The organism is Streptomyces sp. NBC_01537, from assembly GCF_045040445.1.
Lineage (GTDB): Bacteria > Actinomycetota > Actinomycetes > Streptomycetales > Streptomycetaceae > Actinacidiphila.
Genome location: NZ_CP109392.1, coordinates 3691802 through 3715241 on the forward strand (window position 1 = coordinate 3691802; position 23440 = coordinate 3715241).

Genomic DNA, 23440 nt, shown 5'->3' on the forward strand with positions numbered 1-23440 from the left:
AAGCGCTTCGAAACGTTTGCCGAAGATGCCACCGAGGGGACCCGGCGTGACCACCGATCATCTGCCTTTCCAGGTTCAGGACCTGCCGCTGTCGAAGCGGGTCGATGACCTGCTGGGCCGCCTCACGCTGGACGAGCGCATCGCGATGCTCCACCAGTTCGCCCCGGCTGTCCCCCGGCTCGGCCTGGCCGCATTCCGCACCGGCCAGGAGGCGCTGCACGGCGTCGCGTGGATGGGGCCGGCCACGGTCTTCCCGCAGGCGGTCGGCCTCGGCGCGACGTGGAACGACGAGCTGGTGCGCCGGGTCGGCGAGGCCGTCGGCAACGAGGTCCGCGCCATGCGGGGCTGGAACGAGCGGGTGGGCCTCAATGTCTGGGCGCCGACCGTCAACCTGCTGCGCGACCCGCGCTGGGGCCGCAACGAGGAGGGGTACTCCGAGGACCCCCGCCTCACCTCGGCCATCGCCACCGCGTACACCCGCGGGCTGCGCGGCGACCACCCCACGTACTGGCGCACCGCGCCCATCCTCAAGCACTGGCTCGCGCACAACAACGAGACCGGCCGCGACATCACCTCGTCCTCGGTACGCCCCCGCGTCCTGCACGAGTACGACCTCGAAGCCTTCCGCGGCCCCATCGAGGCGGGCACGGCGATCGGTGTCATGCCGGCGTACAACCTGGTCAACGGCCGGCCGAACCATGTGTCGCCGCTGCTGCGCGAGCAGCTGCGGGCCTGGACGGACCGGGAGCTGGTGGTCTGCTCCGACGCGGGCGCGCCCTCGAACCTGGTGAACTCCGAGCACTACTACGACACCCACGAGGAGTCCACGGCGGCCTCGCTGCGCGCGGGCGTGGACAGCTTCACCGACCACGACCAGGACTCCTCGCAGATGATCGCCCGGCTGCGCGGCGCCCTGGACAAGGGCTTGATCGACGAGTCGGACATCGACACCGCCGTGCACCGGCTGCTGAGCATGCGCTTCCGGCTCGGCGAGTTCGACCCTCAGGACGACCCGTACGCGGGCATCGGCGCCGAGTCCTTCGACACCCCCGAGCACCGGGCGCTGGCGCTGGAGGCCGCCGAGCAGGCGGTGGTGCTGCTCAAGAACGACGGGCTGCTGCCGCTGACCGGGGACCAGCGGATCGCCGTCGTCGGTCTCCTCGCGGACGAGATCAAGCTCGACTGGTACAGCGGCAGCCTCATCCCCGGCCGCGGCATGTCCCTTCGCGCGGCCCTGGCCGAGCGGCTCGGCGCCGACAACGTGGTCTTCGCCGAGGGCGCCGACACCGTACGCCTGCGGGCGGCCGACGGCCGCTGGCTGCAGGTCCCGGACGTCGAGGTGGCGCAGCGGGAGGAGGAAGGGTCCTTCAACCCGGCCACGGCCGAGGGCCGCACCGACCTGCCGCCGCTGACCACCGGCGACGAGCCGACCGACCTGGCACTGATCGACTGGGGCGGCGGCGCGGTGACCCTGCGCGCGCCTACCGGGCTGTACCTGACGGTCGCGGAGGACGGCTTCGTACGGGCGGCGGCCGACCGTCCGCACGGCTGGATCGTGCAGGAGACGTTCAGCTTCGAACCGCACGCTGACAGCGCCGGCGACGGCCACGACGGCAGTCACCTCCTCAAGCACACAGGGACAGGCCGATACCTGTCTGTCGCCGCCGACGGCCTGAAGGTTGCCGAGGAGGGGACGCCGTTCTCCCTGGAGGTCGTCGAGCGCGGGGCGGACGCGGTCGCGCGGGCCGCCGCCTCGGCGGACACCGTGATCGTCGTCGCGGGCAACGACGCGCACATCAACGGCCGCGAGACCGAGGACCGCACCACCCTCGCGCTCCCGCCCCACCAGGACCGCCTCTGGCGCGCCGCCCACGCCGCCAACCCCCGCACCGCCCTCGTCCTGGCCTCCGCCTACCCCTACGCGGTCCCCGAGGCCGACGCCGCCCTCCCCGCCCTCCTGTGGACCGCCCACGGCGGCCAGGCGGCCGGCCCCGCCCTGGCCCGCGTCCTGCTCGGCGACGTCTCCCCGGCCGGCCGGCTCCCGCAGACCTGGTACGCCTCCGACGACGACCTGCCCAACGAGCTGCTCGACTACGACATCATCAGCGCCGGCGCCACCTACCTCTACTTCACCGGCACCCCGCTCTACCCCTTCGGCCACGGCCTGACGTACTCCTCCTTCACCTACGGCGACCTGACCGTCGCCGTGGGCCAGGACTCCCTCACCGCGTCCTTCACCGTCGCCAACACCGGCCCCCGCGAATCCGACGAGGTCGTCCAGCTCTACACCCGCGCCCTCGACCCGCGCCTGCCGGGCCCGGTCCGCCGTCTCGCCGCGTACGAGCGCGCCCACTTCGCCGCCGGGGAGATCCGGGTCTTCTCCTTCACCCTCCCCCTGGACGCCCTGGGCCTGTGGGACGTCGCCCACAGCGCCTGGCACGTCGACCCGGGTACGTACGAGCTGCTGGCCGGCGACGCCGTGGCCTCCTTCGAGGTGGCCGGCGAACCCCCCGCCCCCCGTCCCGTCCTGGTGCGCGGCCTGGAGGCGGCCGACTTCGACGAGCAGCGCGGGGCCGTTCTCGTGGACCGTACGAAGGTCCGCGGCGACGCGGTCGCCTCAGCGGCCGAGGAGGCCCATCTGCTCTTCCGCGCCTGCGACTTCGGCACCGCCGGCCCGGCCTCCCTGGTCCTGGACGCCGCCCGCGCCGAGCCCGGCGAGGCCGTCGTGGAGCTGCGCCTCGGGGACGGCACCCCGCTGGGCACCGCCACCGTGCCCTCCACCGGGGACCCCTACGCGTACACCGCCGTGCGCGTGGAGCCGGCCGCGCCGCCGACCGGCGTGCACGACCTGCACATCACGCTGCGGGGCGCCCTGCGGCTGGCGCGGGTGAGTTTCACGGCATAACGCAAAACGTGCTGGGCCGGAACCATATGGTTCCGGCCCAGCACGTCATTGCTTACGAAGGCGCCGCAGGCTAAAGCGCGCTGCCGGCCTTCCAGTCCGCCCAGGACAGGTTCCAGTCGCTGTAGCCGTTGTCCGGGCTGACAGTCTTGTCCGGGGAGTTCTTGACGACCACGACGTCGCCGAGGAGCGAGTTGTTGTAGAACCAGTACGCGGGCGTCGAGGTGTCGTTGCCGCCCTTGGTGTCGTGCAGGCCGACGCAGCCATGGCTGGTGTCGGTGTGCCCGAAGACCGACGTGGGCCGCCAGTAGTTGCCGTGCACGAAGGTGCCGGAGTTGGTCAGCCGGATGGCGTGCGGGACGTCCTTGATGTCGTACGCCTTGCCGAGACCGACCGTCTGGCTGTTCATGCGGGTCTTCTTGTACTTCTCGGACATGACCATGATGCCGTTGTAGGTCGTGTTCGGCGCCGCGCCCAGCGAGACCGGGATGGTGCGGATGGTCTTGCCGTCGCGGACCACGGTCATGGTCTTGGTGTTGTCGTCGGCGGTGGAGACCTGCTTGCGGCCGATCTTGAACGACACCGTCTTGCTCTGGACCCCGAAGACGCCGCTCGCGCCCTCGACGCCGTCCAGGGCGATCTTGACGGTGACGGTGGAGTACGCGGTCCAGTACTCCTCGGGACGGAAGTCCAGGCGGGTGGCGCTGAACCAGTGGCCGACGACCTCCTGGCCGGTGCTGGTGGTGACCGTGATCGCCTGCTCGACGGCCTTCTTGTTGGTGATCGCCTTGTCGAAGTTGAACGACACCGGCATGCCGACACCGACCGTGGTGCCGTTGTCCGGGTTGAAGTAGCCGATGAAGCTGTTGCCCGGGGAGACGGTGGTGAAGGTGGCGTTCGCCACGGACTCGCGCTTCTTGCTGTCCTCGGCGGTCGCGACGACCTTGTACTTGGTCGAGCGGTCCAGCTGGGCGTCCGGCTTCCAGCCCGTCTTGTCGCTGGTCATCGTGCCCGCGACCTTGGTGCCCGCGTCGGTCGTCATGGCGACCGACACCAGCGTGCCGCCGGTGACCGTCACCTGGCCCGAGGTCTGGATCGAGGCATTGGTCTTGTTGTCGCCCGGCGTGATCGTGATGTTCGCGTCCGAGGTGTCCTTGGCCGCCGCGGCGGCCGCCGACTCGCTGGCCTTCGCGGAGGCGCCCGAACTGCCGGAGTCGCTGCTCTTGTCGCCGCCGCAGGCGGTCAGCGTGACCGCCCCGCCCGCGACCAGGGCGGCTATCGTGGCGAGCCCGCGCCGCCGGGTGACAGTCGAGCGCGGGTCGTTGGCTATGCCGGTGCCGGTGTCAGTGGCGGCGTCGGACGGCTTCACGCGAATCTCCAATGGGTGTTTCAGGTACGCGTTCCCCAGGCTTGGGCTGCGACACTGCTTCCACCTCAAGCCACGGCCCTCATTCGAGCCTCAGTCGTACGCTATGGAACTGCCAGGGTCTTTGGTCCGTTCCCCTGTTCCGGAAAACTGTGGGGAAGACCACGTGTGCGTGCCGCACAAGGAAAACCCCGGACCATGATGGGCCCGGGGCCTGTGAGTCACACACAGAGAGGGACGGATTCAGACGCCGTCCGGTTCCTCGGCGGCGGCGGCATCTTCGTCCTCGTACAGGTCCCACTCGTCGGAATCAGGATCATACTCGGTGTGAGCGCAGGACCAGGACGCCTGTACCAGCTCGATCCCCGGCACGGTGGTGACCAGATCGAACGGGTCCACCAGATACGCCAGCGCCTCCGACTCGTCCTGCTTCACGGCCGCCTCGGCGTGCGACCGCTCGTCGTCCGGCATGAAATCGTCGCCGCCGATGTGGTCCAGGGCCGCCCCCGCCAGTTGGCCGGAATCGGTGACCTCCAGGACCAGCTCGACCTGCAGGCGTACATAGCGCGGTCCGCTCTCCCCACGGGGGATCTCAGTAGTGCTCATGCCACGGAGCGTAGGGGTCGCGCGCGCGGGCGGGCAGGCGACGCGCATTATGCGGACAAACGGGCCCCGGAGGGAAGCGTTCCGCATCTCGGCTTCCCACCGGACCCACCCATCACTAACATCAGCCACCACGGTCAAATCGCCGCTACCGCTGGGGGATCCGTTGACCACGCACCGCCCGCCCATCTTCATCGCCGCCGCCGCGGCCACCGTTCTCGGCGCGCTCTACTTCGTGCCGAACGCCTCCGCGAGCGCCGAGCACAGCTCCACGAAGGCCGCCGCGGCGACCGTGACCCAGCAGACGACGGCCACCACGGCCGGCGCCTCCGACAAGGCACAACTGGCCGAGACCAGCAGCACCGACACCACGCCCTACCTGATCGGCGGGACCGCCTTCCTCGGCATGGGCGCGGCGCTCCTGGTCAACGTCACACGGCGCCGCGAGGCGCACTAGGCCCTGTCCGGGCGATCATGAACGGCCCCTTCGCCGCCCGGCACGGCACCTCGCGGCGTTGCCGAAACGCCCACAGGAAACCACCCTGCGGGCATTCCGGCGCCTTGCGATGCACCGCACCGGACGACGCCGCCGTGACATCAGCCGCTGGCGCGGCGGGCGCCCATGATCGCCCGGACAGGACCTAGGCGTTACGCCAGCGGCCCCGTCACCGACTCGGCGGCCGCGCCGAGGCCCCCGGCCCGTACGAACTCGTACGCCGCCGCCAGATCCGGCGCCAGGAAGCGGTCCGGCCCGACCCCGGCGACACCGGCCTCACGGACCGCCTTCACGATCGCCTCGGTCGCGGGAGCCGCCTGCAGGACCTCGCTCCCCTGCACCCGGATCTCGATCGCCCGGGTCGCCGCGACCAGTTCGACGGCGATGATCCGCGCCAGGTTGTCCACCGCGTGCCGCAGCTTGCGGGCCGCCGACCAGCCCATCGACACATGGTCCTCCTGCATCGCCGAGGACGGGATCGAGTCCACCGAAGCGGGCACCGCGAGCCGCTTGTTCTCGCTCACCAGCGCCGCCTGCGTGTACTGCGCGATCATCAGCCCCGAGTCCACCCCCGGGTCGTCCGCCAGGAACGCCGGCAGGCCGTGCGAACGGCTCTTGTCCAGCAGCCGGTCCGTACGCCGCTCCGCGATCGACCCCAGGTCGGCGGCCGCGATGGCCAGGAAGTCCAGCACGTACGCCACCGGCGCGCCATGGAAGTTGCCGTTGGACTCCACCCGGCCGTCCGGCAGCACGACGGGGTTGTCCACCGCCGAGATCAGCTCCCGGTCCGCCACGAGGCGCGCATGCGCGAGCGTGTCCCGGCCCGCGCCTGCGACCTGGGGCGCGCACCGGATCGAGTACGCGTCCTGCACGCGCGGCGCGTCATCCTGGTGATGCCCCGTCAGCCCGGAGCCCTCCAGGACCTTGCGCATGTTCTCCGCGCTCGCCGCCTGCCCCGGGTGCGGGCGGATCGCGTGCAGCTCCGGCGCGAGCACCTTGCCGGTGCCGAGCAGCGCCTCCAGGGACAGCGCGGCGGTGATGTCGGCGGCGGTGAACAGCCGCTCCAGGTCCGCGATCGCCATCACCAGCATGCCCAGCATGCCGTCCGTGCCGTTGATGAGGGCCAGGCCCTCCTTCTCCCGCAGCTCGATCGGCTCGATACCGTGCGCCGCCAGCAGCTCCCCAGCGGGCCGTACGACCCCGTCCGGGCCCTCCGCCTCGCCCTCGCCCATCAGCACCTGCGCACAGTGCGCGAGCGGCGCCAGGTCCCCGGAGCAGCCCAGCGAGCCGTACTCATGGACAACGGGCGTGATCTGCGCGTTCAGCAGCGCCGCCATCGTCTCCGCGACGACCGGCCGCACCCCGGTGCGCCCCGAGGCCAGCGTCTTCAGCCGCAGGAACATCAGCGCCCGCACGACCTCGCGCTCCACCCTCGGGCCCATCCCGGCCGCGTGCGACCGTACGAGGCTCCGCTGCAGCTGCGCGCGCAGCTCCGGGCTGATGTGGCGCACCGCCAGCGCCCCGAACCCCGTCGACACCCCGTACACCGGCTCCGGCTTCGCCGCCAGCGCCTCGATCACCCCGCGCGACGCCGCGATCCCCGCCAGCGCCTCCGCCGACAGCTCGACCCTCGCATTGCCGCGCGCGACCGCCAGCACGTCCTGGGCCGCGGCCCCGTGAGCCCCGATGAGCACGTTTTGCATATCCATATTCACGCACCCTAGAGCCTGAATCGGTAACTGTCACGCGCAGGCTCCACCCGTTACCGCTCACCCACGCCCCCGGAACCGCCGCCGCTCCGCACCTATCCCGCACGCCACCCTCGCGGGCGCTCCGCTGGCATCGGGACGGCTGCGCCGGACTCCGTCCGCCGAAACGGGCAACGCCCCGCGCTACCCACGCCCCCGGAACCGCCGCCGCTCCGTTTCCGTCCCCGGCGGCTCGTCCGCCAGCCGCACCACCGGGTCCTCCGCCCCCGCCCGCCCCGCCACCACCGGCCGCTCGGATCCCAGCGCCTTGGCCCGGTACTGGGCCGCGTCGGCGAGCCGGAAGAGCCGCCGGGCGGACTGCACCGGCCCGATGCCGGCATCCGTGGAAGCCACCCCCACCGCGACGCCGTCCCCGAGCCCCAGCCGCTTCGCCCGCTCGCACAGCTCCTCCGCCACCCGCACCACCTCATCCGCCGCGACGCCCACCGTGAGCAGGCAGAACTCATCCCCGCCCAGCCGCGCCGCCAGGCTCCCCGGCAGCTCCGCCCCGCACAGCGACAGCACCGACCCGAACCCCACCAGCAGCCGGTCCCCGACCGCATGCCCCAGCTGATCATTGACCTTCTTCAGCCCGTTCAGGTCGCACACCACCAGGCTGACCGGCGCCCCCTCCTCCCGGTGCCGCTCGAACGCCTCCTCCAGCCGCGCGTCCACCGCCCGCCGGTTCGCCAGCCCCGTCAGCGGGTCCGTGAACGCCAGCCGCCGCACCTCCGCCAACCGCTCCGTCTGCGCGATCCCGGCCGCGATCAGCGCCGCCAGTACGGTCGCGAACTCCGCGTCCGCCCGGTCGAACACCGGCTTCCCGGTCGCCCGCGCCACATACAGCTCACCCCACGCCAGCCCGTGCAGCATGATCGGCGCCACCACGCACGACGACCGCCCGCGCCGCCGCAGCGCCGCCACCCGCTGATGGCAGTACGGCCCGCCGTTTACCGGCCCGCCCGCATCGGCCGTCTCCACCCACGCGTGCGGCTCCCCGCCCTCCGTCCACCGCCCGTGCAGAAACTCCACGATCTCCGGGAAGTCCGCCACCGAGTACACCTCGTTCCTCGGCTGCGGCTCCTCCCCCGGCGCCAGCTCCCCGTCATTCACCAGCACCCGCAGCCGCCCCCGGTCCCGCTCCCACCGCGACACCGCCGACATGCTCCCGCCCAGCGCCAGCCGCGCCGCCGCCGCCGCGGCCGCCACCGCCTCCATCGGCGTCCTGGCCGCCGCCACCACCCGCGCCAGCTCAGCCACAGCCCTCAGCCGCTCGTCACCTTCTTTTTTCAAGGCGAGTTCGCCTCCGCTGCGCTAAGCCACTGTCGACGGTCGATCGTGCTCACCCGCTCGTTCCTCGCGGCCTGCGCGCGTTCTCCCTTTCGACAGCGGCCGCTCCGCTTCGGCTCACTCGCCGACCGTCGGCCGCAGATCCCGGGCGGCCGTCAGCCGTCAGGTGGCCGAGGTGTTTGTACCAGTTTGGGCCATAACCCCCGCACAAGCGCGCGGCACGCTACTCCCCCCGGCCAGTCGGGCCGATGAGAGACGGCGGGGGAAGACAGGTACGAACGGGAGGGCCGGGGTCGCAGGGGTGGGGGTCCTGGACGCTCCGCATATTTGTGTGCGGCATGCCGGGCAGGACAGCGGTCGACCCGTCACGCACGTAAATATGTCGGTCCAGGACCCCCACCCCGGAGGCCCCGGACCGGCACCGAAACCCGAACCGGGCCTACTCCCCGGGCCACCTCGGCGTACGCCGCTCGTTGAACGCCGCCACGCCCTCCGCCCGGTCCCCGGAGAACGCCGTCGCGCGCCACGCCGCGTCCTCGATCTCCAGCCCGGCCCGCAGGTCGACCCCCTGCCCCAGCCGCAGCGCCCGCTTCGCCGCCCGCAGCCCAACCGGGGAGTTCGCAGCGATCCGCTCGGCCAGCGCGAGCGCCTCCGCACGGTCCTCGCCCTCCTCGGCCAGCACATCCACCAGGCCCAGGGCCAGCGCTTCCGCCGCCGGCACCCGGCGCCCGGTGAAAATCAGCTGCGCCGCCCGGGCCGCCCCCACCCTCCGCGGCAGCAGCTGCGTCCCCCCGCCGCCCGGGATCACCCCGACCGACACCTCCGGCAGCCCCACCACCGCCGTGGAGTCCGCCACGATCACATCGCACGCCAGCGCCAGCTCGAACCCGCCGCCCAGCGCGAAGCCATGCACCGCCGCGATCACCGGCATCGGCAACTCCAGCACGCCGGTGTACGCGCCCCGCGCGTAAGGCCGCTGCCGCACCAGATCCGCATCACTGAACGAATTGCGCTCCTTCAGATCCGCGCCGACACAGAACGCCCGCTCATGCGTCGAGCTGACCACGACCGCGCTGACCCCCCGGTCCTCCGCGAGGGCGGCGCACGCCGTGGCCAGCGCCCGCGCCATGTCCGTCGACACGGCGTTCATCGCCTTCGGCCGGTCCAGCACCAGCTCCGCGACCCGGTCGCCGTCACCGTGCCGCCGTACCGCCACCCACTCGCCGAACCGCTCTTCCTGGGGCATCCGCGGCCTCCACCCTCCGGGCATGTTGGTTAACGAACGTGAACCAACGTACCGGGCAAGGATCTGCCGGACAGGCCCTAACCGCCCCGCCGGGTCAGAAGCCAGGGCTCCACGACGCCGAGCCCTCGCACCGGCCGCCGCCACATCGGCTGCAGGGCGAAGCGGTACTTGTCCTCGGAGCCGGGGCTCACGTCGAGCTCGGAGACCGGTGCGTCGCCGCTCTCGCCCAGCGCCTGGGCGAGCTCGCCGTCGACCAGAACCGCGTCCCGGGGCGCTATCGACGTGAGCCGGCTCGCCAGATTCACCGTCGTACCGAAGACGTCGCCCATCCGCGTCGTGACCGTGCCGAAGGCCATGCCGACCCGTAGAGCGGGCATGGTCTCGTCACCGGTCATCGTCTCGATCAGCCGGAGCCCGATCTCGGCGGCCGTCCCCGGGTCATCGGCGACGTAGAGGATCTCGTCGCCCAGCGTCTTGATCAGCCGCCCGCCATGGGCGTGCACCTGGTCCGCCGCGGTCGTCTCGAAGGCCTCGACGAGCTCGCCGAGCTCCTCCTCCTCCAGGCGCCGGGTCAGCCGGGTGAAGCCGACCAGATCGGCGAAGCCGACCGCCAGCCGCCGGTCCACGGCCTCCTCGTCGTCGCTTCGCACGACCCGGCTCGTGGCTGCGGCGAGCTGCCGCCGCCAGACGTAGATCAGGAATTCCTCGAGCTCGGGCAACAGCAGCTCGACCAGCGGATACGCGACCTCGGCCCGGGTCATGCCCGGCTCGGGCGGCTCGGTCAGCTCCTCCAGGAAGGAATCGGTCTGCCATTCGGCGAGCCGGGCCGTGGTCTGGCCGGTGGAGCGGGCGACCTGGATGGCGGTGGGCTCGCTGATGAGCCCGGCCTCGACCAGGCCGGAGAGCCGCCGCAGGGCGATGACGTCGGCCTCGGTGAGGGCGATGGCCTGGCCGATGTCGGCGAAGCCCATCGCGCGCCAGAAGCGGGCGGCGAGCTCCACGGAGACGCCGGCCGTGCGGGCCGCCCGGAAGGGGGTGTACTGGCGCTCGGCGCCGAGGATCAGCTGCTCCAGACGCAGGGCGATGGGATCCTCGCCCGGGGCATGGCTGGCGGCGTGGCCGGAGGCATGGCTGAGGTCGTCGCCGGAGGCATCGCCGAGGGCGTCATGATCATCGGCGCCTCCGGCGCCCACCGCGTTCTCCACGGTCACCGCCCGCCCCCTCTTCGGTTCCTTGGGTCGGATGCCGCCTCAACGATACGACAGGTGTGCTGTAGCTCACTCTCACACATCGTTGCGCAGGTGTACGACATCGCCCGCGCCCACCGCCCGCTCGGCGCCGCCGGAGGAGATGACCAGCCGCCCGTCGTCGTCCACGGTCACCGCCGTGCCGGTCACCGCGTCGCCGCCCGGCAGCTCGGCCCGCACCGCCCGGCCCAGCGTCACGCACCCGGCGGCGTACACCGGCCGCAGCCGGCTGGCCTCGGGGTCGCCGCCCGCGGTACGCCATTCGCCGTACCAGTCGGCCAGGGAGCGCAGCACCGCCCGCAGCAGCGGATCGCGGTCGGTGCCCTTGGCCCCCGCCAGGGCCAGCGAGCCGGCCGCCGGGACCGGCAGCTCGTCCTCCCGCAGGGACACGTTCAGCCCGATGCCGATGACGACGCCGTCGTCCCCCGCCCGCTCGGCGAGGATGCCGCCGGTCTTGCGCTCCTCGCCGTCCACGGTGACCAGCAGGTCGTTCGGCCACTTCAGCCCGGTGTCGACGCCGCCCGCCCGCGACACCGCCGTGGCGGTCGCCACCCCGGCCAGCAGCGGCAGCCAGCCCCAGCGCTCGACGGGCACCCCGGACGGGCGAAGCAGTACGGAGAAGAAGAGCCCCGAGCGCGGCGGCGCCGTCCACTGCCGGTCGAGGCGGCCGCGCCCGGCGGACTGCTCCTCGGCGACGAGCACGGCGCCCTCCGCCGCCCCCGCCTTCGCCCGGGCGGCGAGGTCGGAGTTGGTCGAGCCGGTGCGTTCGACGACCGTCAGTTCGGTCCAGAAGCCGTCCGGGGTGACGATCGCGCGCTGCAGCGCCGCCGCGTTGAGCGGCGGCCGGTCCAGGTCGGACCAGCGGTTTGAGGTCATGTGGCCCACCCTACGAGCGGGAGTGTGTCGAACGCCGCACTGCTCGCCGAGCAGTCGCGCCGTTACGCTACGAAAACAGGGTTACTCGCCAGTCAAATGCGACCCGACGAGAGCAGGAGAGCCGCCTCCCATGGCCGAGCCGCAGTACGACATCCACACCACCGCTGGCAAGCTCGCCGACCTCCGCCACCGTATCGAGGAGGCGACGCACGCCGGCTCCGCCCGCGCGGTGGAGAAGCAGCACGCCAAGGGCAAGCTCACCGCCCGGGAGCGGATCGAACTGCTCCTGGACGAGGGCTCCTTCGTGGAGCTGGACGAGCTCGCCCGGCACCGCTCCACCAACTTCGGGCTGGACCGGACCCGCCCGTACGGCGACGGCGTCGTCACCGGCTACGGCACGGTCGACGGCCGCCCGGTCGCCGTCTTCTCCCAGGACTTCACGGTCTTCGGCGGGGCCCTGGGCGAGGTCTACGGCCAGAAGATCGTCAAGGTCATGGACTGGGCCCTGAAGAACGGCTGCCCGGTCATCGGCATCAACGACTCCGGCGGCGCCCGCATCCAGGAGGGCGTCAGCGCGCTCGGCCTGTACGGCGAGATCTTCCGCCGCAACACGCACGCCTCCGGCGTCATCCCGCAGATCTCGCTGATCGTCGGCCCGTGCGCGGGCGGCGCGGTGTACTCGCCCGCGATCACGGATTTCGTGGTGATGGTCGACCAGACCTCCCACATGTTCATCACCGGCCCGGACGTCATCAAGACGGTGACGGGTGAGGACGTCGGCTTCGAGGAGCTCGGCGGCGCGCGGGCCCACAACTCCGTCTCCGGCGTCGCCCACCACATGGCGGGCGACGAGAAGGACGCCATCGAGTACGTCAAGGCGCTCCTGTCCTACCTGCCCAGCAACAACCTCGAAGAGCCCCCGGCGTACGCGGCGGAGCCCGACGACCTGGCGCCGGACCCCGATCTGGACACCCTCATCCCGGACTCGGCCAACCAGCCCTACGACATGCACAAGGTCATCGAGCATGTCCTGGACGACGGCGAATTCCTGGAGACCCAGGCACTGTTCGCCCCCAACATCCTCACCGGCTTCGGCCGCGTCGAGGGCCGCCCGGTCGGCGTCGTCGCCAACCAGCCCATGCAGTTCGCCGGCTGCCTCGACATCGACGCGAGCGAGAAGGCCGCCCGCTTCGTGCGGACCTGCGACAGCTTCAACGTCCCGGTCATCACCTTCGTGGACGTCCCCGGCTTCCTCCCCGGCGTCGACCAGGAGCACACCGGCATCATCCGGCGCGGCGCCAAGCTGATCTACGCGTACGCGGAAGCCACGGTTCCGTTGATCACGGTCATCACGCGGAAGGCCTTCGGCGGCGCCTACGACGTCATGGGCTCCAAGCACCTGGGCGCCGACCTCAACCTCGCCTGGCCGACCGCCCAGATCGCCGTCATGGGCGCCCAGGGCGCGGTCAACATCCTGCACCGCCGCGAACTGGCCGACGCGGAGGACCCGGAGGCGCGGCGCGCCGAGCTCATGGCCGCGTACGAGGACACCCTGCTCAACCCGTACATCGCGGCCGAGCGCGGCTATGTCGACGCGGTGATCGTGCCGTCCGAGACCCGGGCTCACCTCGTCAAGGCGCTGCGCACCCTCAAGAACAAGCGCGAGAGCCTGCCCCCCAAGAAGCACGGCAACATCCCCCTCTAAGGAGCCCTCGATGGTCATAAAGGTCGAGCGAGGCAACCCCACCCCCGAGGAGCTCGCCGCCGTCGTCGCCCTCGTCCAGGCGCGGGCCGCGGCCGCTGCCACCGGCGCCGCCGACGGCCCGCGCCCCCTCGACGAGTGGGCCGACCCGGCCCGCAACGTCCCCACCCGCGCGCTCCACCCCGGCGGGGGCGCCTGGCGTGCCACGTACTGGCCGCGCTGACCGGGTTGCGGTGCGGGTTCCGGTGCCGGTCCGGGGCCTCCGGGGTGGGGGTCCTGGACCGACATATTTACGTGGGTGACGGGTCGACCGCTGTCCTGCCCGGCATGCCGCACACAAATATGCGGAGCGTCCAGGACCCCCACCCCTGCGACCCCGGCCCTCCCGCCCGTACCTGTCTTCCCTGCCGTCTCCCACCCCTGTGATCTCGGCCCTCCCGTTCGTGGTCCATGCCCCCGCTCCCCGGCACCCCAGGGGCGCGGGGAACTGCGCGAGAAACCGGGGTACGGGGTTACCGCGCGAAATAGGTCCGCGCCTGAGTACCCGTACTCAGGCGCGGGCCGTTACCGGGGCGCAACCTTGAAGACATGTTGTGGTCGGATCCACCCGAAGAGCCCCCCGAGGAGATGCGCCAGGCGCAGATGATGATGCGCCGCGCGATCCTGCTCATCGCGCTGGCCATGCCGATCATCATGCTGATCGTGGGCTGGCCGTTCTGAGGGGGTCATTACGATGGCGCCCATGACGAATCCCGCTCCCCGCCGCACCGTCGTACTCGCCTCCGCCTCCCCCGCGCGTCTCGGGCTGCTGCGGCAGGCCGGTCTGGATCCCAGGGTGATCGTGAGCGGGGTCGACGAGGAGGCCATCACCGCCCCGACGCCGGGCGAACTCGCCCGTGTGCTCGCCGAGGCGAAGGCGGACGTGGTGGCGGGACAGCTGTCGGACGGCGAGCTGGTCATCGGGTGCGACTCGGTCCTGGAGCTCGACGGGCAGGCGTACGGCAAGCCCGCCGACGCCGAAGAGGCCACGGCCCGATGGAAGTCCATGCGCGGGCGCGAGGGCATCCTTCAGACCGGCCACTGCGTGATCGACCTCGCCGGCGGCCGCCGCGTCTCCGCGACCGCGTCCACGACAGTGCGGTTCGGTACCCCCGATGACGCCGAGATCGCGGCTTACGTCGCCTCCGGCGAACCGCTCAGCGTGGCGGGCGCCTTCACCCTGGACGGCCGGTCGGCGCCGTTCCTGGACGGCATCGACGGCGACCACGGCAATGTGGTCGGCCTCTCGCTCCCGCTGCTGCGCCGCCTGCTGGCCGAGCTGGGCGTACGGATCACCGACCTGTGGACCAGTTCCTAGGCGGGAGCCGACGCGGCGGGGCCGGGCTCGTCATCGGCGGGGGCGGGGGCGGGGGCGGGGGCGCCGGTCCCGTACATGAACAGGCTGAGCACCACGAGCGCGAAGATCACCATCATCAGTGCGTACGCCGGCCATCCCACCAGCCCCACGACTGCCGCGCCCAGCACCACATGCAGCACCGCGGCCGAGATGAGCAGCAGCCGCCCGAGCCGTCCCGGGGCGCGGTCGTGGTGCGCCGTGCGTGCCAGCACCACCGCGCAGGAGATGAGGAAGACCGCGATCAGGCCCCCGGCGACCCACGCGCCGGCGGCCATCGCGGCGGGGTCGAGTCCGGCCAGGGACATGGACTGGTGGCGTACGGCGAGGCCCATCACCCAGTTGATGAAGGCGAGTCCGAATGCTTCCAGGACCAGCACCACAGCTGCCGTCGCGGCCACGCCTCGTCGCATGATGCCCCCTATTACCGCCGGTACCCCGCATCGAGAACGCTACTAACGGGTAGGTCCTGCGGCAAGAGTTCGGACAGCACCACCCTTACGGGGCGGTGATCGGGCAAAGTTTTCCCCGTGGCTTCGTGGAGTTCCCACAAATGGGAGACCCCGTCGGCCACGGTGGTACGCAGAGATCCAGCTCACTCAAGCGTGGCACAACCGCCCGGAGATATACGGCCGTAGCGTGGAATTACGCGGCAATACGACCCTGTTGCCGTGTCCGGATCACCCTACGTGTGGGCAAGCTCACCACTGGGGGTGCCTCGGCACGAAGTGTCACCAGTACCTAAACTCGGCTTGTTTCAAGGAGGGAGCCATCGTGCGCAAGGTGCTCATCGCCAACCGCGGTGAAATCGCAGTCCGCGTCGCCCGTGCCTGCCGGGACGCCGGGATCGCCAGCGTAGCCGTCTACGCAGAGCCCGACCGGGACGCGCTGCATGTCCGCGCGGCCGACGAGGCCTACGCGCTGGGCGGCGACACCCCGGCCGGCAGCTATCTGGACGTCGCCAAAGTCCTGGCCGCGGCCGCCGAATCGGGTGCCGACGCCGTCCACCCCGGCTACGGTTTCCTGTCCGAGAACGCCGAGTTCGCGCAGGCGGTGATCGACGCCGGGCTGACCTGGATCGGTCCCCCGCCGCAGGCGATCCGCGACCTCGGTGACAAGGTCGCCGCCCGCCACATCGCCCAGCGGGCCGGCGCGCCCCTGGTCGCCGGTACCCCGGACCCGGTCTCGGGCGCCGACGAGGTCGTGGCGTTCGCGGAGCAGCACGGCCTGCCGATCGCGATCAAGGCCGCGTTCGGCGGTGGCGGCCGCGGTCTGAAGGTCGCCCGCACGCTCGAAGAGGTCCCGGAGCTGTACGACTCCGCGGTGCGTGAGGCGGTGGCCGCCTTCGGCCGCGGCGAGTGCTTCGTGGAGCGCTACCTGGACCGTCCCCGGCACGTGGAGACCCAGTGCCTGGCCGACAGCCACGGCAATGTGGTCGTCGTCTCCACCCGTGACTGCTCGCTGCAGCGCCGCCACCAGAAGCTGGTCGAGGAGGCTCCGGCTCCCTTCCTCACGGATGAGCAGAACGCGGAGCTGTACCGCGCCAGCAAGGCCATTCTGCGCGAGGCCGGTTATGTCGGCGCCGGCACCTGCGAGTTCCTGGTCGCCCAGGACGGGCTGATCTCCTTCCTGGAGGTCAACACCCGTCTGCAGGTCGAGCACCCGGTCAGCGAAGAGGTCACCGGCATCGATCTCGTACGGGAGATGTTCCGTATCGCCGATGGCGAGGAACTGGGTTACGACGACCCGCCGCTGCGCGGCCACTCCTTCGAGTTCCGCATCAACGGCGAGGACCCGGGACGCAACTTCCTCCCGGCCCCCGGCACGGTGACGAAGTTCGCCCCGCCGTCCGGCCCGGGCGTCCGCCTGGACGCGGGCGTCGAGACCGGCTCGGTCATCGGCCCCGCCTGGGACTCCCTGCTCGCCAAGCTCATCGTCACCGGCGCGAGCCGCGAGCAGGCCCTGCAGCGGGCCGCCCGCGCCCTGGCCGAGTTCGAGGTGGAGGGCATGGCCACGGCCATCACCTTCCACCGCAAGGTCGTCGTCGACCCGGCCTTCACCAGCGACCCGTTCACCGTCCACACCCGCTGGATCGAGACCGAGTTCGTCAACGACATCCCCGCCTTCGCCGCCCCGGTGGCCGAGGACGAGGCCGAGGAGGCCGGCCGCGAGACCGTGGTCGTCGAGGTCGGCGGCAAGCGCCTGGAGGTCTCCCTCCCGGCCTCCCTGGGCATGACCCTCGCCCGCACCGCCGCCGCCGGCGGAGCCCGCCCCAAGCGCCGCGCCGCCAAGAAGGCCGGCGCCGCCGCCTCCGGCGACACGCTCGCGTCGCCCATGCAGGGCACCATCGTCAAGATCGCCGTCGAAGAGGGCCAGCAGGTCAACGAGGGCGACCTCATCGTCGTCCTCGAAGCCATGAAGATGGAACAGCCCCTCAACGCCCACCGCTCCGGCACCATCAAGGGCCTCGCGGCGGAGGTCGGTTCGTCCGTCTCCTCGGGTGCTGTCATCTGCGAGATCAAGGACTGACGGCTCATTTTCGGGGTCCAGGGGGCCTTGCCCCCTGGACCCCGGGGCTAGGCCCTTCTGATGGATCTCCGTGGGTGAAGGAGCGGGGTCTGGCGCCTGCGATCGCAAGGCGCCGGAGCGCCCACAGGGTGGTTTCCTGTGGGCGCTCCGGCAACGCCGCGAGCACTGGTGCCAGGGCACGCGACGCCACGGAGATCCATCAGAAGGGGCCCTAGGTGTATTGACCCGCAGGGTTGTTGACGCGGCTGATCGGGGGCTGGCCTTTGAGTGCGGTGTGGCTGCGATGGTGGTTGTAGCTGTGGAGGAAGTCTGTCAGGGCGGCTGTGCGCTGGTCGTTGCTGGTGTAGGGCTGTAGGTAGGCCCATTCGTCGAGCAGGGTGCGGTTGAAGCGTTCGACTTTGCCGTTGGTCTGGGGCCGGTAGGCGCGGGTGAGTTTGCCGGTCGCGTCCAGGTCGGTGAGGGCCTGCTTCCATTGGGTGCTTTTGCGGTAGGACCAGGCGTTGTCGGTCAGCACGCGTTCGATGCGGTGGATGCCGCAGGTGGTGAAGAAGGCGGCGGCCCGGCGGAGGAAGTCGGCGCAGGTGGCGGCTTTCTCGTCGGGGTGGATCTCGCTGTAGGCCAGGCGGGTGTGGTCGTCGACGGCGGAGTGGACGTAGTCGAAGCCGACGCCGGTCTTGGTGGCGCGGGAGGCCTGGCGGCCGAGTGTTTTGTGGCCGCCGCCGTCGGGGATCCGTCCGAGTTTCTTCACGTCCACGTGGATGAGCTCGCCGGGGCGGTCGCGTTCGTAGCGGCGGATGACCTGGCCGGTGGGGCGGTCCAGGAAGGCCAGGCGGTGCAGGCCGTGGCGGGTCAGGATGCGGTGCACGGTCGAGGCGGGCAGGCCCAGGATCGGGCCGATGCGGGCCGGGCCGAGCTTGCGCTCGCGGCGCAGACGGCAGACGTCCTGCTCGGTCGCGGCCGGGGTGCGGTGCGGGGTCGTGCGGGGACTGCTGGGCCGGTCGTGCAGGCCCGGCTCGCCCTCGGCCCGCCACCGGCGGACCCATTTGTGGGCGGTGGCGCGGGAGACACCCATCTCAGCGGCCACGTGGGCGACGGGCCGGCCCGAGGTGACACGCTCGACCAGCAGTCGCCTGCCGTGAACGGTCAGCCGGGCATTACGGTGGGACACGAAGACCTCCGGTGTGGTGCGGTCCTAGACAGCTCCACCACACCGGAGGTCTTCACCTTTGATCAAGCACGACACGTGTCAACAACGCTCGTGATCAATACACCTAGGCCCGGCTACGGGCCCTCAGGGTCGACAACAGCACGCACGCAAGCACCGCGAACCCCGCCGCCGTGCCCAGTGCCGCGATCACGCCGTGCGCGAACGCGTCCGGACCGCCGTGCCGCACCACCGTCCCGAACACCGTGACCTGCACCGACAGCCCGAGCGTGCCGCCGATCTGCTGGAACGTCTGCAGCAGCCCGGACGCGGACCCCGCGTCCCGCGGCTCGACCCCGGACAGGATCATCGTCGTGAGCGGCATCGTCACAAAGCCCAGCCCCAGCCCGACCAGGACCAGCGGCCCGGCGAGGCCGCTGACGTAGGCCTGCCCCGGGTCGAGCGTGGCGAGCCAGAGCATCCCGGCGAGCCCGACGAGCAGCCCGCAGACGGCCGTCCGCTTGGCGCCGAAGCGGGCGACGGCCCGTGGCGCGGTGCGGGCGGCGGCGAAGAGCAGCAGGGTCATCGGCAGGAAGGCCGCCCCCGTGCGCAGCGGGCTGAAGCCGCTGACCGTCTCCATGTACTGGGTGACGAAGTAGAAGATCCCGAACATGCCGGCCGGCAGCAGGAACCAGCAGCTGTACGCGATCACCCTGGACCGGTCGGCGAAGAGCCGCAGCACCACCAGCGGGCGTTCGACCCGGGTCTCGTTGACCAGGAAGGCCGCGAGCAGCAGCACGGCGGCGACGAAGCCGCCGATCGCCTGGCCGTCGCCCCAGCCTTGCTCGGCGACCCGGATGAAGGCGTACACCAGGGACGAGATGCCCAGGGTGCCGGTGATGGTGCCGGAGATGTCGAAGCGGCCGCCGCGGTGCCGGTCGGTCTCGGTGATGTGGCGCGGGGCGAGCAACAGGATCGCGGCGCCGATCGGGATGTTGATGAAGAAGATCCACCGCCAGGAGGCCCACTCGGTGAGTGCGCCGCCCAGGATGAGGCCGATCGACGACCCCGCACCGGAGACCGCGGAGAAGACGCTCAGCGCCCTCTGGCGCTCGCCGCCCTCGCGGAAGTTCGTGGCGATCAGTGCGAGCGTGCTGGGTGCGGCCAGGGCCGCCGAGGCGCCCTGGAGCAGGCGGGCCGCGAGCAGCGTGGCCGGGCCGGTGGCCAGGCCGCCGGCGACGGAGGCGACGGTGAACGCCGCCACCCCGGCCATCAGCGCCGTACGGCGGCCGACGAGGTCGCCGATCCGGCTGCCCAGGAGCAGCAGCCCGCCGAACGCGAGGATGTAGACATTCACCACCCAGGACCGGCCGGTGGTGGAGAAGCCCAGGTCATCGCCGATGCCGGGGATCGCGACGTTCACCACGGTCACGTCCAGCAGCAGCATCAACTGGGCGCCGACGATTGCGGAAAGGGCGAACAGGGGACGTTGTCGACGCATCGGCCCTGGTGTGCGGGCAGGCGTCATCGTAGGAAGGGAGGAACGGGGCATGGGACGTAAGCCTCCAGCGGAGAGCCCAATAAACGGAGGTTGCCTCCGCTCAATATACGGAGGTTGCCTCCGTATTTACAATGGGATTCTGGAGTCGTAAGGATTTCCCTGGCGGACACGCAAGGCGACGAGGACGGTGCCGATGACCACAGGCAAGCAGGCGGGCGCGCCCGCCGCCGCGGACCGTCTCCAGCGGCCGATGCGGGCCGACGCCCGGCGCAACTACGAACGGCTGCTCACCGAGGCCCGCCAGGCGTTCGTCGTCCACGGCACCGAGGCACCCCTGGAGGACATCGCCCGCCACGCGGGCGTAGGCATCGGCACCCTCTACCGCCACTTCCCCAACCGCTACGCCCTGATGGACGCGGTCTTCGAGGAGGAGACCCTCACCCTCACCGCCCGCGCCGGGTCCCTCCTGGAGGCGGAGTCACCGATCGGCGCGCTGCAGGAATGGCTGCGCGCCTACGCCGTCTACTCCGCGCAGTACCGCGGGCTCGCCGTGGCCCTGATGGAGGCCGACGAGGGCCGTATGCCCGCCTGCAAGGGCGCCCTCACCGCGGCCGGCGACCAGCTCCTCGTACGCGCCCAACAGGCGGGCGAGGTACGCGCCGATGTCGCCGTCGCCGACATCATGCGGCTGACCAGCGCCATCGTCGTCGCCGCCGAGCGCAACCCCACGGACCACCGCGGCACCTTCCAGCGCCTGATGGACCTAACCCTCGACGGCTACCGCGCCCGACCCTAGGGCGCGGGAACTGCGCGACCAGCCATCCACGGCCCGCGCGTGAGGAACCGCACAAGCCAAGCGCTAGCGGCGCCGCATGTCGGCGATGCGCTGCTCACCCGCGAGCTGCGCGGCGCGCAGCTGCGGCTGCGCGGGGTGCCCGGCGGCGTGTCCGGGGTGCGGATGCCGGCGGGGCCCCGGAACCGGCGGCAGCTCGCGCCGCCGACCACCGCCGGGCCCGCCCGGGGCGCCGTTCTCCAGGCCGTTGAGGGAGGCGACGGCGACGTGGACGCCCCGGTCGGCGAGCGCCTGGAGCTCGGTCGCGGCACGGTCGTCGCCCGGGGGCGGCTCGTCGGTGACGAGACGGGTGATCACATCCGTGGGCACGGTCTGGAACATCGTGTCCGTACCGAGCTTGGTGTGATCGGCCAGCACCACGACCTCCGACGCCGCCTGGACCAGAGCCCGGTCGACACTCGCGGAGAGCATGTTGGACGTGGACAGCCCGCGCTCGGCGGTCAGCCCGGCCCCGGACAGGAAGGCACGCGACACCCGCAGCCCCTGGAGGGACTGCTCGGCGCCACTGCCCACCAAGGCGTAGTTGGTACCGCGCAACGTGCCGCCGGTCATGACGACCTCGACCCGGTTGGCGTGTGCCAACGCCTGAGCCACCAGCAGGGAGTTGGTGACGACGGTCAGCCCCGGCACCCGCGCGAGCCGGCGGGCCAGCTCCTGCGTGGTGGTCCCGGCGCCGACCACGATGGCCTCGCCCTCTTCTACAAGACTGGCCGCGAGATCGGCGATCGCCGTCTTCTCCGCGGCCGCTAGATGGGATTTCTGCGGAAAGCCGGACTCCCTGGTGAAGCCACCCGGCAGCACCGCACCGCCATGCCGGCGGTCGAGCAGTCCTTCTGCCTCCAACGCCCGCACGTCCCGCCGTACGGTCACTTCAGAGGTCTGGACGACACGGGCGAGCTCACGGAGCGACACGGCCCCGTTGGCGCGCACCATTTCGAGGATCAGCTGGCGACGTTCTGCTGCGAACACGAAACTGACAGTAACGCCAATGACCATCCGCTATCAGCAGTTTGCGCCGATTAGCAGAAGTTGTTGGCGAAACCGGGCGGGAAGTGCTATACGGACACCTTCGGTTCTGCCCTAGAGCTCCGAGGACGACTTCCGGGTGTGCAACTGCCGCGCCACCTCGGCGATCGATCCCGACAGAGAAGGGTAGACCGTGAACGCGTTCGCGATCTGCTCGACCGTCAGATTGTTGTCGACCGCGATCGAGATCGGGTGAATCAGCTCGCTCGCCCGGGGTGACACGACCACACCGCCCACCACGATTCCCGTACCCGGGCGGCAGAACAGCTTCACGAAGCCGTCCCGGATGCCCTGCATCTTGGCGCGCGGGTTCCGCAGCAGCGGCAGCTTCACGCTGCGCGCCTCGATCAGGCCGCCGTCCACATCCGCCTGGGTGTAGCCGACGGTGGCGATCTCGGGGTCGGTGAAGACGTTCGACGAGACGGTCTTGAGGTTCAGCGGCGCCACCGCGTCGCCCAGGAAGTGGTACATCGCGATCCGGCCCTGCATGGCGGCGACCGACGCGAGGGCGAAGATCCCGGTCACGTCACCGGCCGCGTACACGCCGGGCGCGGTGGTCCGGGACACCTTGTCGGTCCAGATGTGGCCGGACTCCTTGAGCTTGACCCCGGACTCCTCCAGGCCCATGTTCGAGGTGTTCGGGATCGCGCCGACCGCCATGAGGCAGTGGCTGCCGGTGATGACCCGGCCGTCGGCCAGCGTCACCTCGACCTTGTCGCCGACCCGCTTGGCGGACTCCGCCCGCGAGCGTGCCATGACGTTCATGCCGCGCCGCCGGAAGACGTCCTCCAGCACGGCGGCGGCGTCCGGGTCCTCGCCGGGCAGCACGCGGTCGCGGGACGACACGAGCGTCACCTTCGAGCCCAGCGCCTGGTACGCCCCCGCGAACTCGGCGCCCGTCACACCCGACCCGACCACGATGAGCTCCTCGGGGAGCTCGTTCAGGTCGTACACCTGCGTCCAGTTCAGGATCCGCTCGCCGTCCGGCAGCGCGTCCGCCAGCTCGCGCGGCCGCCCGCCGGTGGCGATCAGCACGGCGTCGGCGGTCAGCGTCTCGCTGCTGCCGTCGGCTGCCTCCACGACGACCTTGCGCGAGCCGTCGATGGCCTGCATGCCGTCCAGGCGGCCCCGCCCGCGCATGACGCGGGCACCGGCGCGGGTGACGGAGGCCGCGATGTCGTGCGACTGGGCGAGCGCGAGGCGCTTCACCCGGCGGTTGACCTTGCCGAGGTCCACGCCCACGACCCGGGCTGCCTGCTCCAGGGGCGGGGTGTCGTCGGCCACGATGATGCCCAGCTCCTCGTACGACGAGTCGAAGGTGGTCATCACCTCCGCCGTCGCGATCAGAGTCTTCGACGGCACGCAGTCGGTCAGCACCGACGCCCCGCCCAGGCCGTCGCAGTCGACGACGGTCACCTCCGCGCCGAGCTGCGCGGCAACCAGCGCCGCCTCATATCCGCCGGGTCCGCCACCAATGATCACGATCCGAGTCACGTACCCCATTGTCCCGCACCCGCC

Annotated in this window: 20 protein-coding genes; 8 read left to right on the plus strand and 12 right to left on the minus strand. The window is 71.4% G+C overall.

Features of this window, described 5'->3' with window-relative positions; translation table 11 throughout:
• Nucleotides 1-25 precede the first annotated feature (25 nt).
• The gene (locus OG607_RS16805) at nucleotides 26-2905 is read left to right on the plus strand and encodes a glycoside hydrolase family 3 C-terminal domain-containing protein (RefSeq protein WP_405723983.1); all 2880 of its coding nucleotides are present in this window, start codon (nucleotides 26-28) and stop codon (nucleotides 2903-2905) included.
• A gap of 70 nt (nucleotides 2906-2975) precedes the next feature.
• Here the strand turns inward: OG607_RS16805 and OG607_RS16810 are convergent, their stop codons facing one another.
• Nucleotides 2976-4271, minus strand: coding sequence for an Ig-like domain-containing protein (locus tag OG607_RS16810; protein WP_405723984.1), 1296 nt, complete (start codon nucleotides 4269-4271; stop codon nucleotides 2976-2978).
• 240 nt (nucleotides 4272-4511) lie between these two features.
• Complete coding sequence (locus tag OG607_RS16815) at nucleotides 4512-4874, minus strand: hypothetical protein (protein ID WP_405723985.1); 363 nt, start codon at nucleotides 4872-4874, stop codon at nucleotides 4512-4514.
• 163 nt (nucleotides 4875-5037) lie between these two features.
• Here OG607_RS16815 and OG607_RS16820 point away from each other — a divergent pair, with 163 nt between their 5' ends.
• On the plus strand, nucleotides 5038-5328 hold the full coding sequence (locus OG607_RS16820) for a hypothetical protein (RefSeq protein WP_405723986.1): 291 nt from the start codon (nucleotides 5038-5040) through the stop codon (nucleotides 5326-5328).
• Between the two features lie 191 nt (nucleotides 5329-5519).
• Here OG607_RS16820 and hutH read toward each other — a convergent pair whose 3' ends face one another.
• From hutH to OG607_RS16845, 5 genes are all read right to left on the minus strand, one after another.
• A complete protein-coding gene (hutH, locus tag OG607_RS16825; RefSeq protein WP_405736834.1) occupies nucleotides 5520-7070 on the minus strand; it encodes a histidine ammonia-lyase in 1551 nt (516 codons plus the stop codon).
• Between the two features lie 189 nt (nucleotides 7071-7259).
• Nucleotides 7260-8354, minus strand: coding sequence for a GGDEF domain-containing protein (locus tag OG607_RS16830; RefSeq protein WP_405736837.1), 1095 nt, complete (start codon nucleotides 8352-8354; stop codon nucleotides 7260-7262).
• 490 nt (nucleotides 8355-8844) lie between these two features.
• Complete coding sequence (locus OG607_RS16835) at nucleotides 8845-9651, minus strand: enoyl-CoA hydratase/isomerase family protein (RefSeq protein WP_405723987.1); 807 nt, start codon at nucleotides 9649-9651, stop codon at nucleotides 8845-8847.
• Nucleotides 9652-9728: 77 nt separating this feature from the next.
• Nucleotides 9729-10862, minus strand: a complete 1134-nt coding sequence (locus tag OG607_RS16840; protein ID WP_405723988.1) for an adenylate/guanylate cyclase domain-containing protein — start codon at nucleotides 10860-10862, stop codon at nucleotides 9729-9731.
• A gap of 72 nt (nucleotides 10863-10934) precedes the next feature.
• On the minus strand, nucleotides 10935-11774 hold the full coding sequence (locus OG607_RS16845; protein ID WP_329313294.1) for a biotin--[acetyl-CoA-carboxylase] ligase: 840 nt from the start codon (nucleotides 11772-11774) through the stop codon (nucleotides 10935-10937).
• Between the two features lie 130 nt (nucleotides 11775-11904).
• Between OG607_RS16845 and OG607_RS16850 the strand changes: the two genes are divergently transcribed.
• The 4 genes from OG607_RS16850 to OG607_RS16865 all read left to right on the plus strand — a co-directional run bounded on the left by OG607_RS16850 (nucleotide 11905) and on the right by OG607_RS16865 (nucleotide 14833).
• Nucleotides 11905-13479 (plus strand): acyl-CoA carboxylase subunit beta, encoded by a 1575-nt coding sequence (locus OG607_RS16850; RefSeq protein ID WP_405723989.1) that lies wholly within the window; start codon nucleotides 11905-11907, stop codon nucleotides 13477-13479.
• A 10-nt stretch (nucleotides 13480-13489) separates the two neighbouring features.
• Nucleotides 13490-13699, plus strand: a complete 210-nt coding sequence (locus OG607_RS16855; protein ID WP_405723990.1) for an acyl-CoA carboxylase epsilon subunit — start codon at nucleotides 13490-13492, stop codon at nucleotides 13697-13699.
• Nucleotides 13700-14064: 365 nt separating this feature from the next.
• Nucleotides 14065-14196: a morphogenic membrane protein MmpB gene (mmpB, locus tag OG607_RS16860; protein ID WP_405723991.1), complete on the plus strand. Its 132-nt coding sequence runs from the start codon at nucleotides 14065-14067 to the stop codon at nucleotides 14194-14196.
• Between the two features lie 22 nt (nucleotides 14197-14218).
• Complete coding sequence (locus OG607_RS16865; protein ID WP_405723992.1) at nucleotides 14219-14833, plus strand: nucleoside triphosphate pyrophosphatase; 615 nt, start codon at nucleotides 14219-14221, stop codon at nucleotides 14831-14833.
• Here the strand turns inward: OG607_RS16865 and OG607_RS16870 are convergent.
• On the minus strand, nucleotides 14830-15282 hold the full coding sequence (locus tag OG607_RS16870) for a hypothetical protein (RefSeq protein ID WP_405723993.1): 453 nt from the start codon (nucleotides 15280-15282) through the stop codon (nucleotides 14830-14832). The two genes, OG607_RS16865 and OG607_RS16870, sit on opposite strands and share 4 nt — an antisense overlap.
• A gap of 361 nt (nucleotides 15283-15643) precedes the next feature.
• Here OG607_RS16870 and OG607_RS16875 point away from each other — a divergent pair, with 361 nt between their 5' ends.
• Nucleotides 15644-17398 (plus strand): acetyl/propionyl/methylcrotonyl-CoA carboxylase subunit alpha, encoded by a 1755-nt coding sequence (locus OG607_RS16875; protein WP_405723994.1) that lies wholly within the window; start codon nucleotides 15644-15646, stop codon nucleotides 17396-17398.
• Nucleotides 17399-17609: 211 nt separating this feature from the next.
• Here OG607_RS16875 and OG607_RS16880 read toward each other — a convergent pair whose 3' ends face one another.
• Nucleotides 17610-18566: an IS481 family transposase gene (locus OG607_RS16880; RefSeq protein WP_405723995.1), complete on the minus strand. Its 957-nt coding sequence runs from the start codon at nucleotides 18564-18566 to the stop codon at nucleotides 17610-17612.
• Nucleotides 18567-18669: 103 nt separating this feature from the next.
• On the minus strand, nucleotides 18670-20043 hold the full coding sequence (locus OG607_RS16885) for an MFS transporter (protein ID WP_405723996.1): 1374 nt from the start codon (nucleotides 20041-20043) through the stop codon (nucleotides 18670-18672).
• A gap of 193 nt (nucleotides 20044-20236) precedes the next feature.
• On the opposite strand from OG607_RS16885, the gene OG607_RS16890 reads away from it, so the two are divergent.
• The gene (locus OG607_RS16890) at nucleotides 20237-20839 is read left to right on the plus strand and encodes a TetR/AcrR family transcriptional regulator (RefSeq protein ID WP_405723997.1); all 603 of its coding nucleotides are present in this window, start codon (nucleotides 20237-20239) and stop codon (nucleotides 20837-20839) included.
• A 63-nt stretch (nucleotides 20840-20902) separates the two neighbouring features.
• Here the strand turns inward: OG607_RS16890 and OG607_RS16895 are convergent, their stop codons facing one another.
• Nucleotides 20903-21892, minus strand: a complete 990-nt coding sequence (locus tag OG607_RS16895; RefSeq protein WP_405723998.1) for a DeoR/GlpR family DNA-binding transcription regulator — start codon at nucleotides 21890-21892, stop codon at nucleotides 20903-20905.
• Nucleotides 21893-21976: 84 nt separating this feature from the next.
• Nucleotides 21977-23425 (minus strand): NAD(P)H-quinone dehydrogenase, encoded by a 1449-nt coding sequence (locus OG607_RS16900; protein WP_405723999.1) that lies wholly within the window; start codon nucleotides 23423-23425, stop codon nucleotides 21977-21979.
• Between the last annotated feature and the right edge of the window lie 15 nt (nucleotides 23426-23440).

Excerpts from the sequence above, each read along its gene's own strand:
- OG607_RS16845 (WP_329313294.1), bottom strand. The coding sequence starts at position 11,774 with ATGACCTCAAACCGCTGGTCCGACCTGGACCGGCCGCCGCTCAACGCG.
- hutH (WP_405736834.1), bottom strand. The coding sequence starts at position 7,070 with ATGCAAAACGTGCTCATCGGGGCTCACGGGGCCGCGGCCCAGGACGTG.
- OG607_RS16865 (WP_405723992.1), top strand. The coding sequence starts at position 14,219 with ATGACGAATCCCGCTCCCCGCCGCACCGTCGTACTCGCCTCCGCCTCC.
- OG607_RS16885 (WP_405723996.1), bottom strand. The coding sequence starts at position 20,043 with ATGCGTCGACAACGTCCCCTGTTCGCCCTTTCCGCAATCGTCGGCGCC.
- OG607_RS16850 (WP_405723989.1), top strand. The coding sequence starts at position 11,905 with ATGGCCGAGCCGCAGTACGACATCCACACCACCGCTGGCAAGCTCGCC.
- OG607_RS16895 (WP_405723998.1), bottom strand. The coding sequence starts at position 21,892 with ATGGTCATTGGCGTTACTGTCAGTTTCGTGTTCGCAGCAGAACGTCGC.
- mmpB (WP_405723991.1), top strand. The coding sequence starts at position 14,065 with ATGTTGTGGTCGGATCCACCCGAAGAGCCCCCCGAGGAGATGCGCCAG.
- OG607_RS16805 (WP_405723983.1), top strand. The coding sequence starts at position 26 with ATGCCACCGAGGGGACCCGGCGTGACCACCGATCATCTGCCTTTCCAG.
- OG607_RS16835 (WP_405723987.1), bottom strand. The coding sequence starts at position 9,651 with ATGCCCCAGGAAGAGCGGTTCGGCGAGTGGGTGGCGGTACGGCGGCAC.
- OG607_RS16890 (WP_405723997.1), top strand. The coding sequence starts at position 20,237 with ATGACCACAGGCAAGCAGGCGGGCGCGCCCGCCGCCGCGGACCGTCTC.
- OG607_RS16855 (WP_405723990.1), top strand. The coding sequence starts at position 13,490 with ATGGTCATAAAGGTCGAGCGAGGCAACCCCACCCCCGAGGAGCTCGCC.
- OG607_RS16870 (WP_405723993.1), bottom strand. The coding sequence starts at position 15,282 with ATGCGACGAGGCGTGGCCGCGACGGCAGCTGTGGTGCTGGTCCTGGAA.
- OG607_RS16815 (WP_405723985.1), bottom strand. The coding sequence starts at position 4,874 with ATGAGCACTACTGAGATCCCCCGTGGGGAGAGCGGACCGCGCTATGTA.
- OG607_RS16900 (WP_405723999.1), bottom strand. The coding sequence starts at position 23,425 with ATGGGGTACGTGACTCGGATCGTGATCATTGGTGGCGGACCCGGCGGA.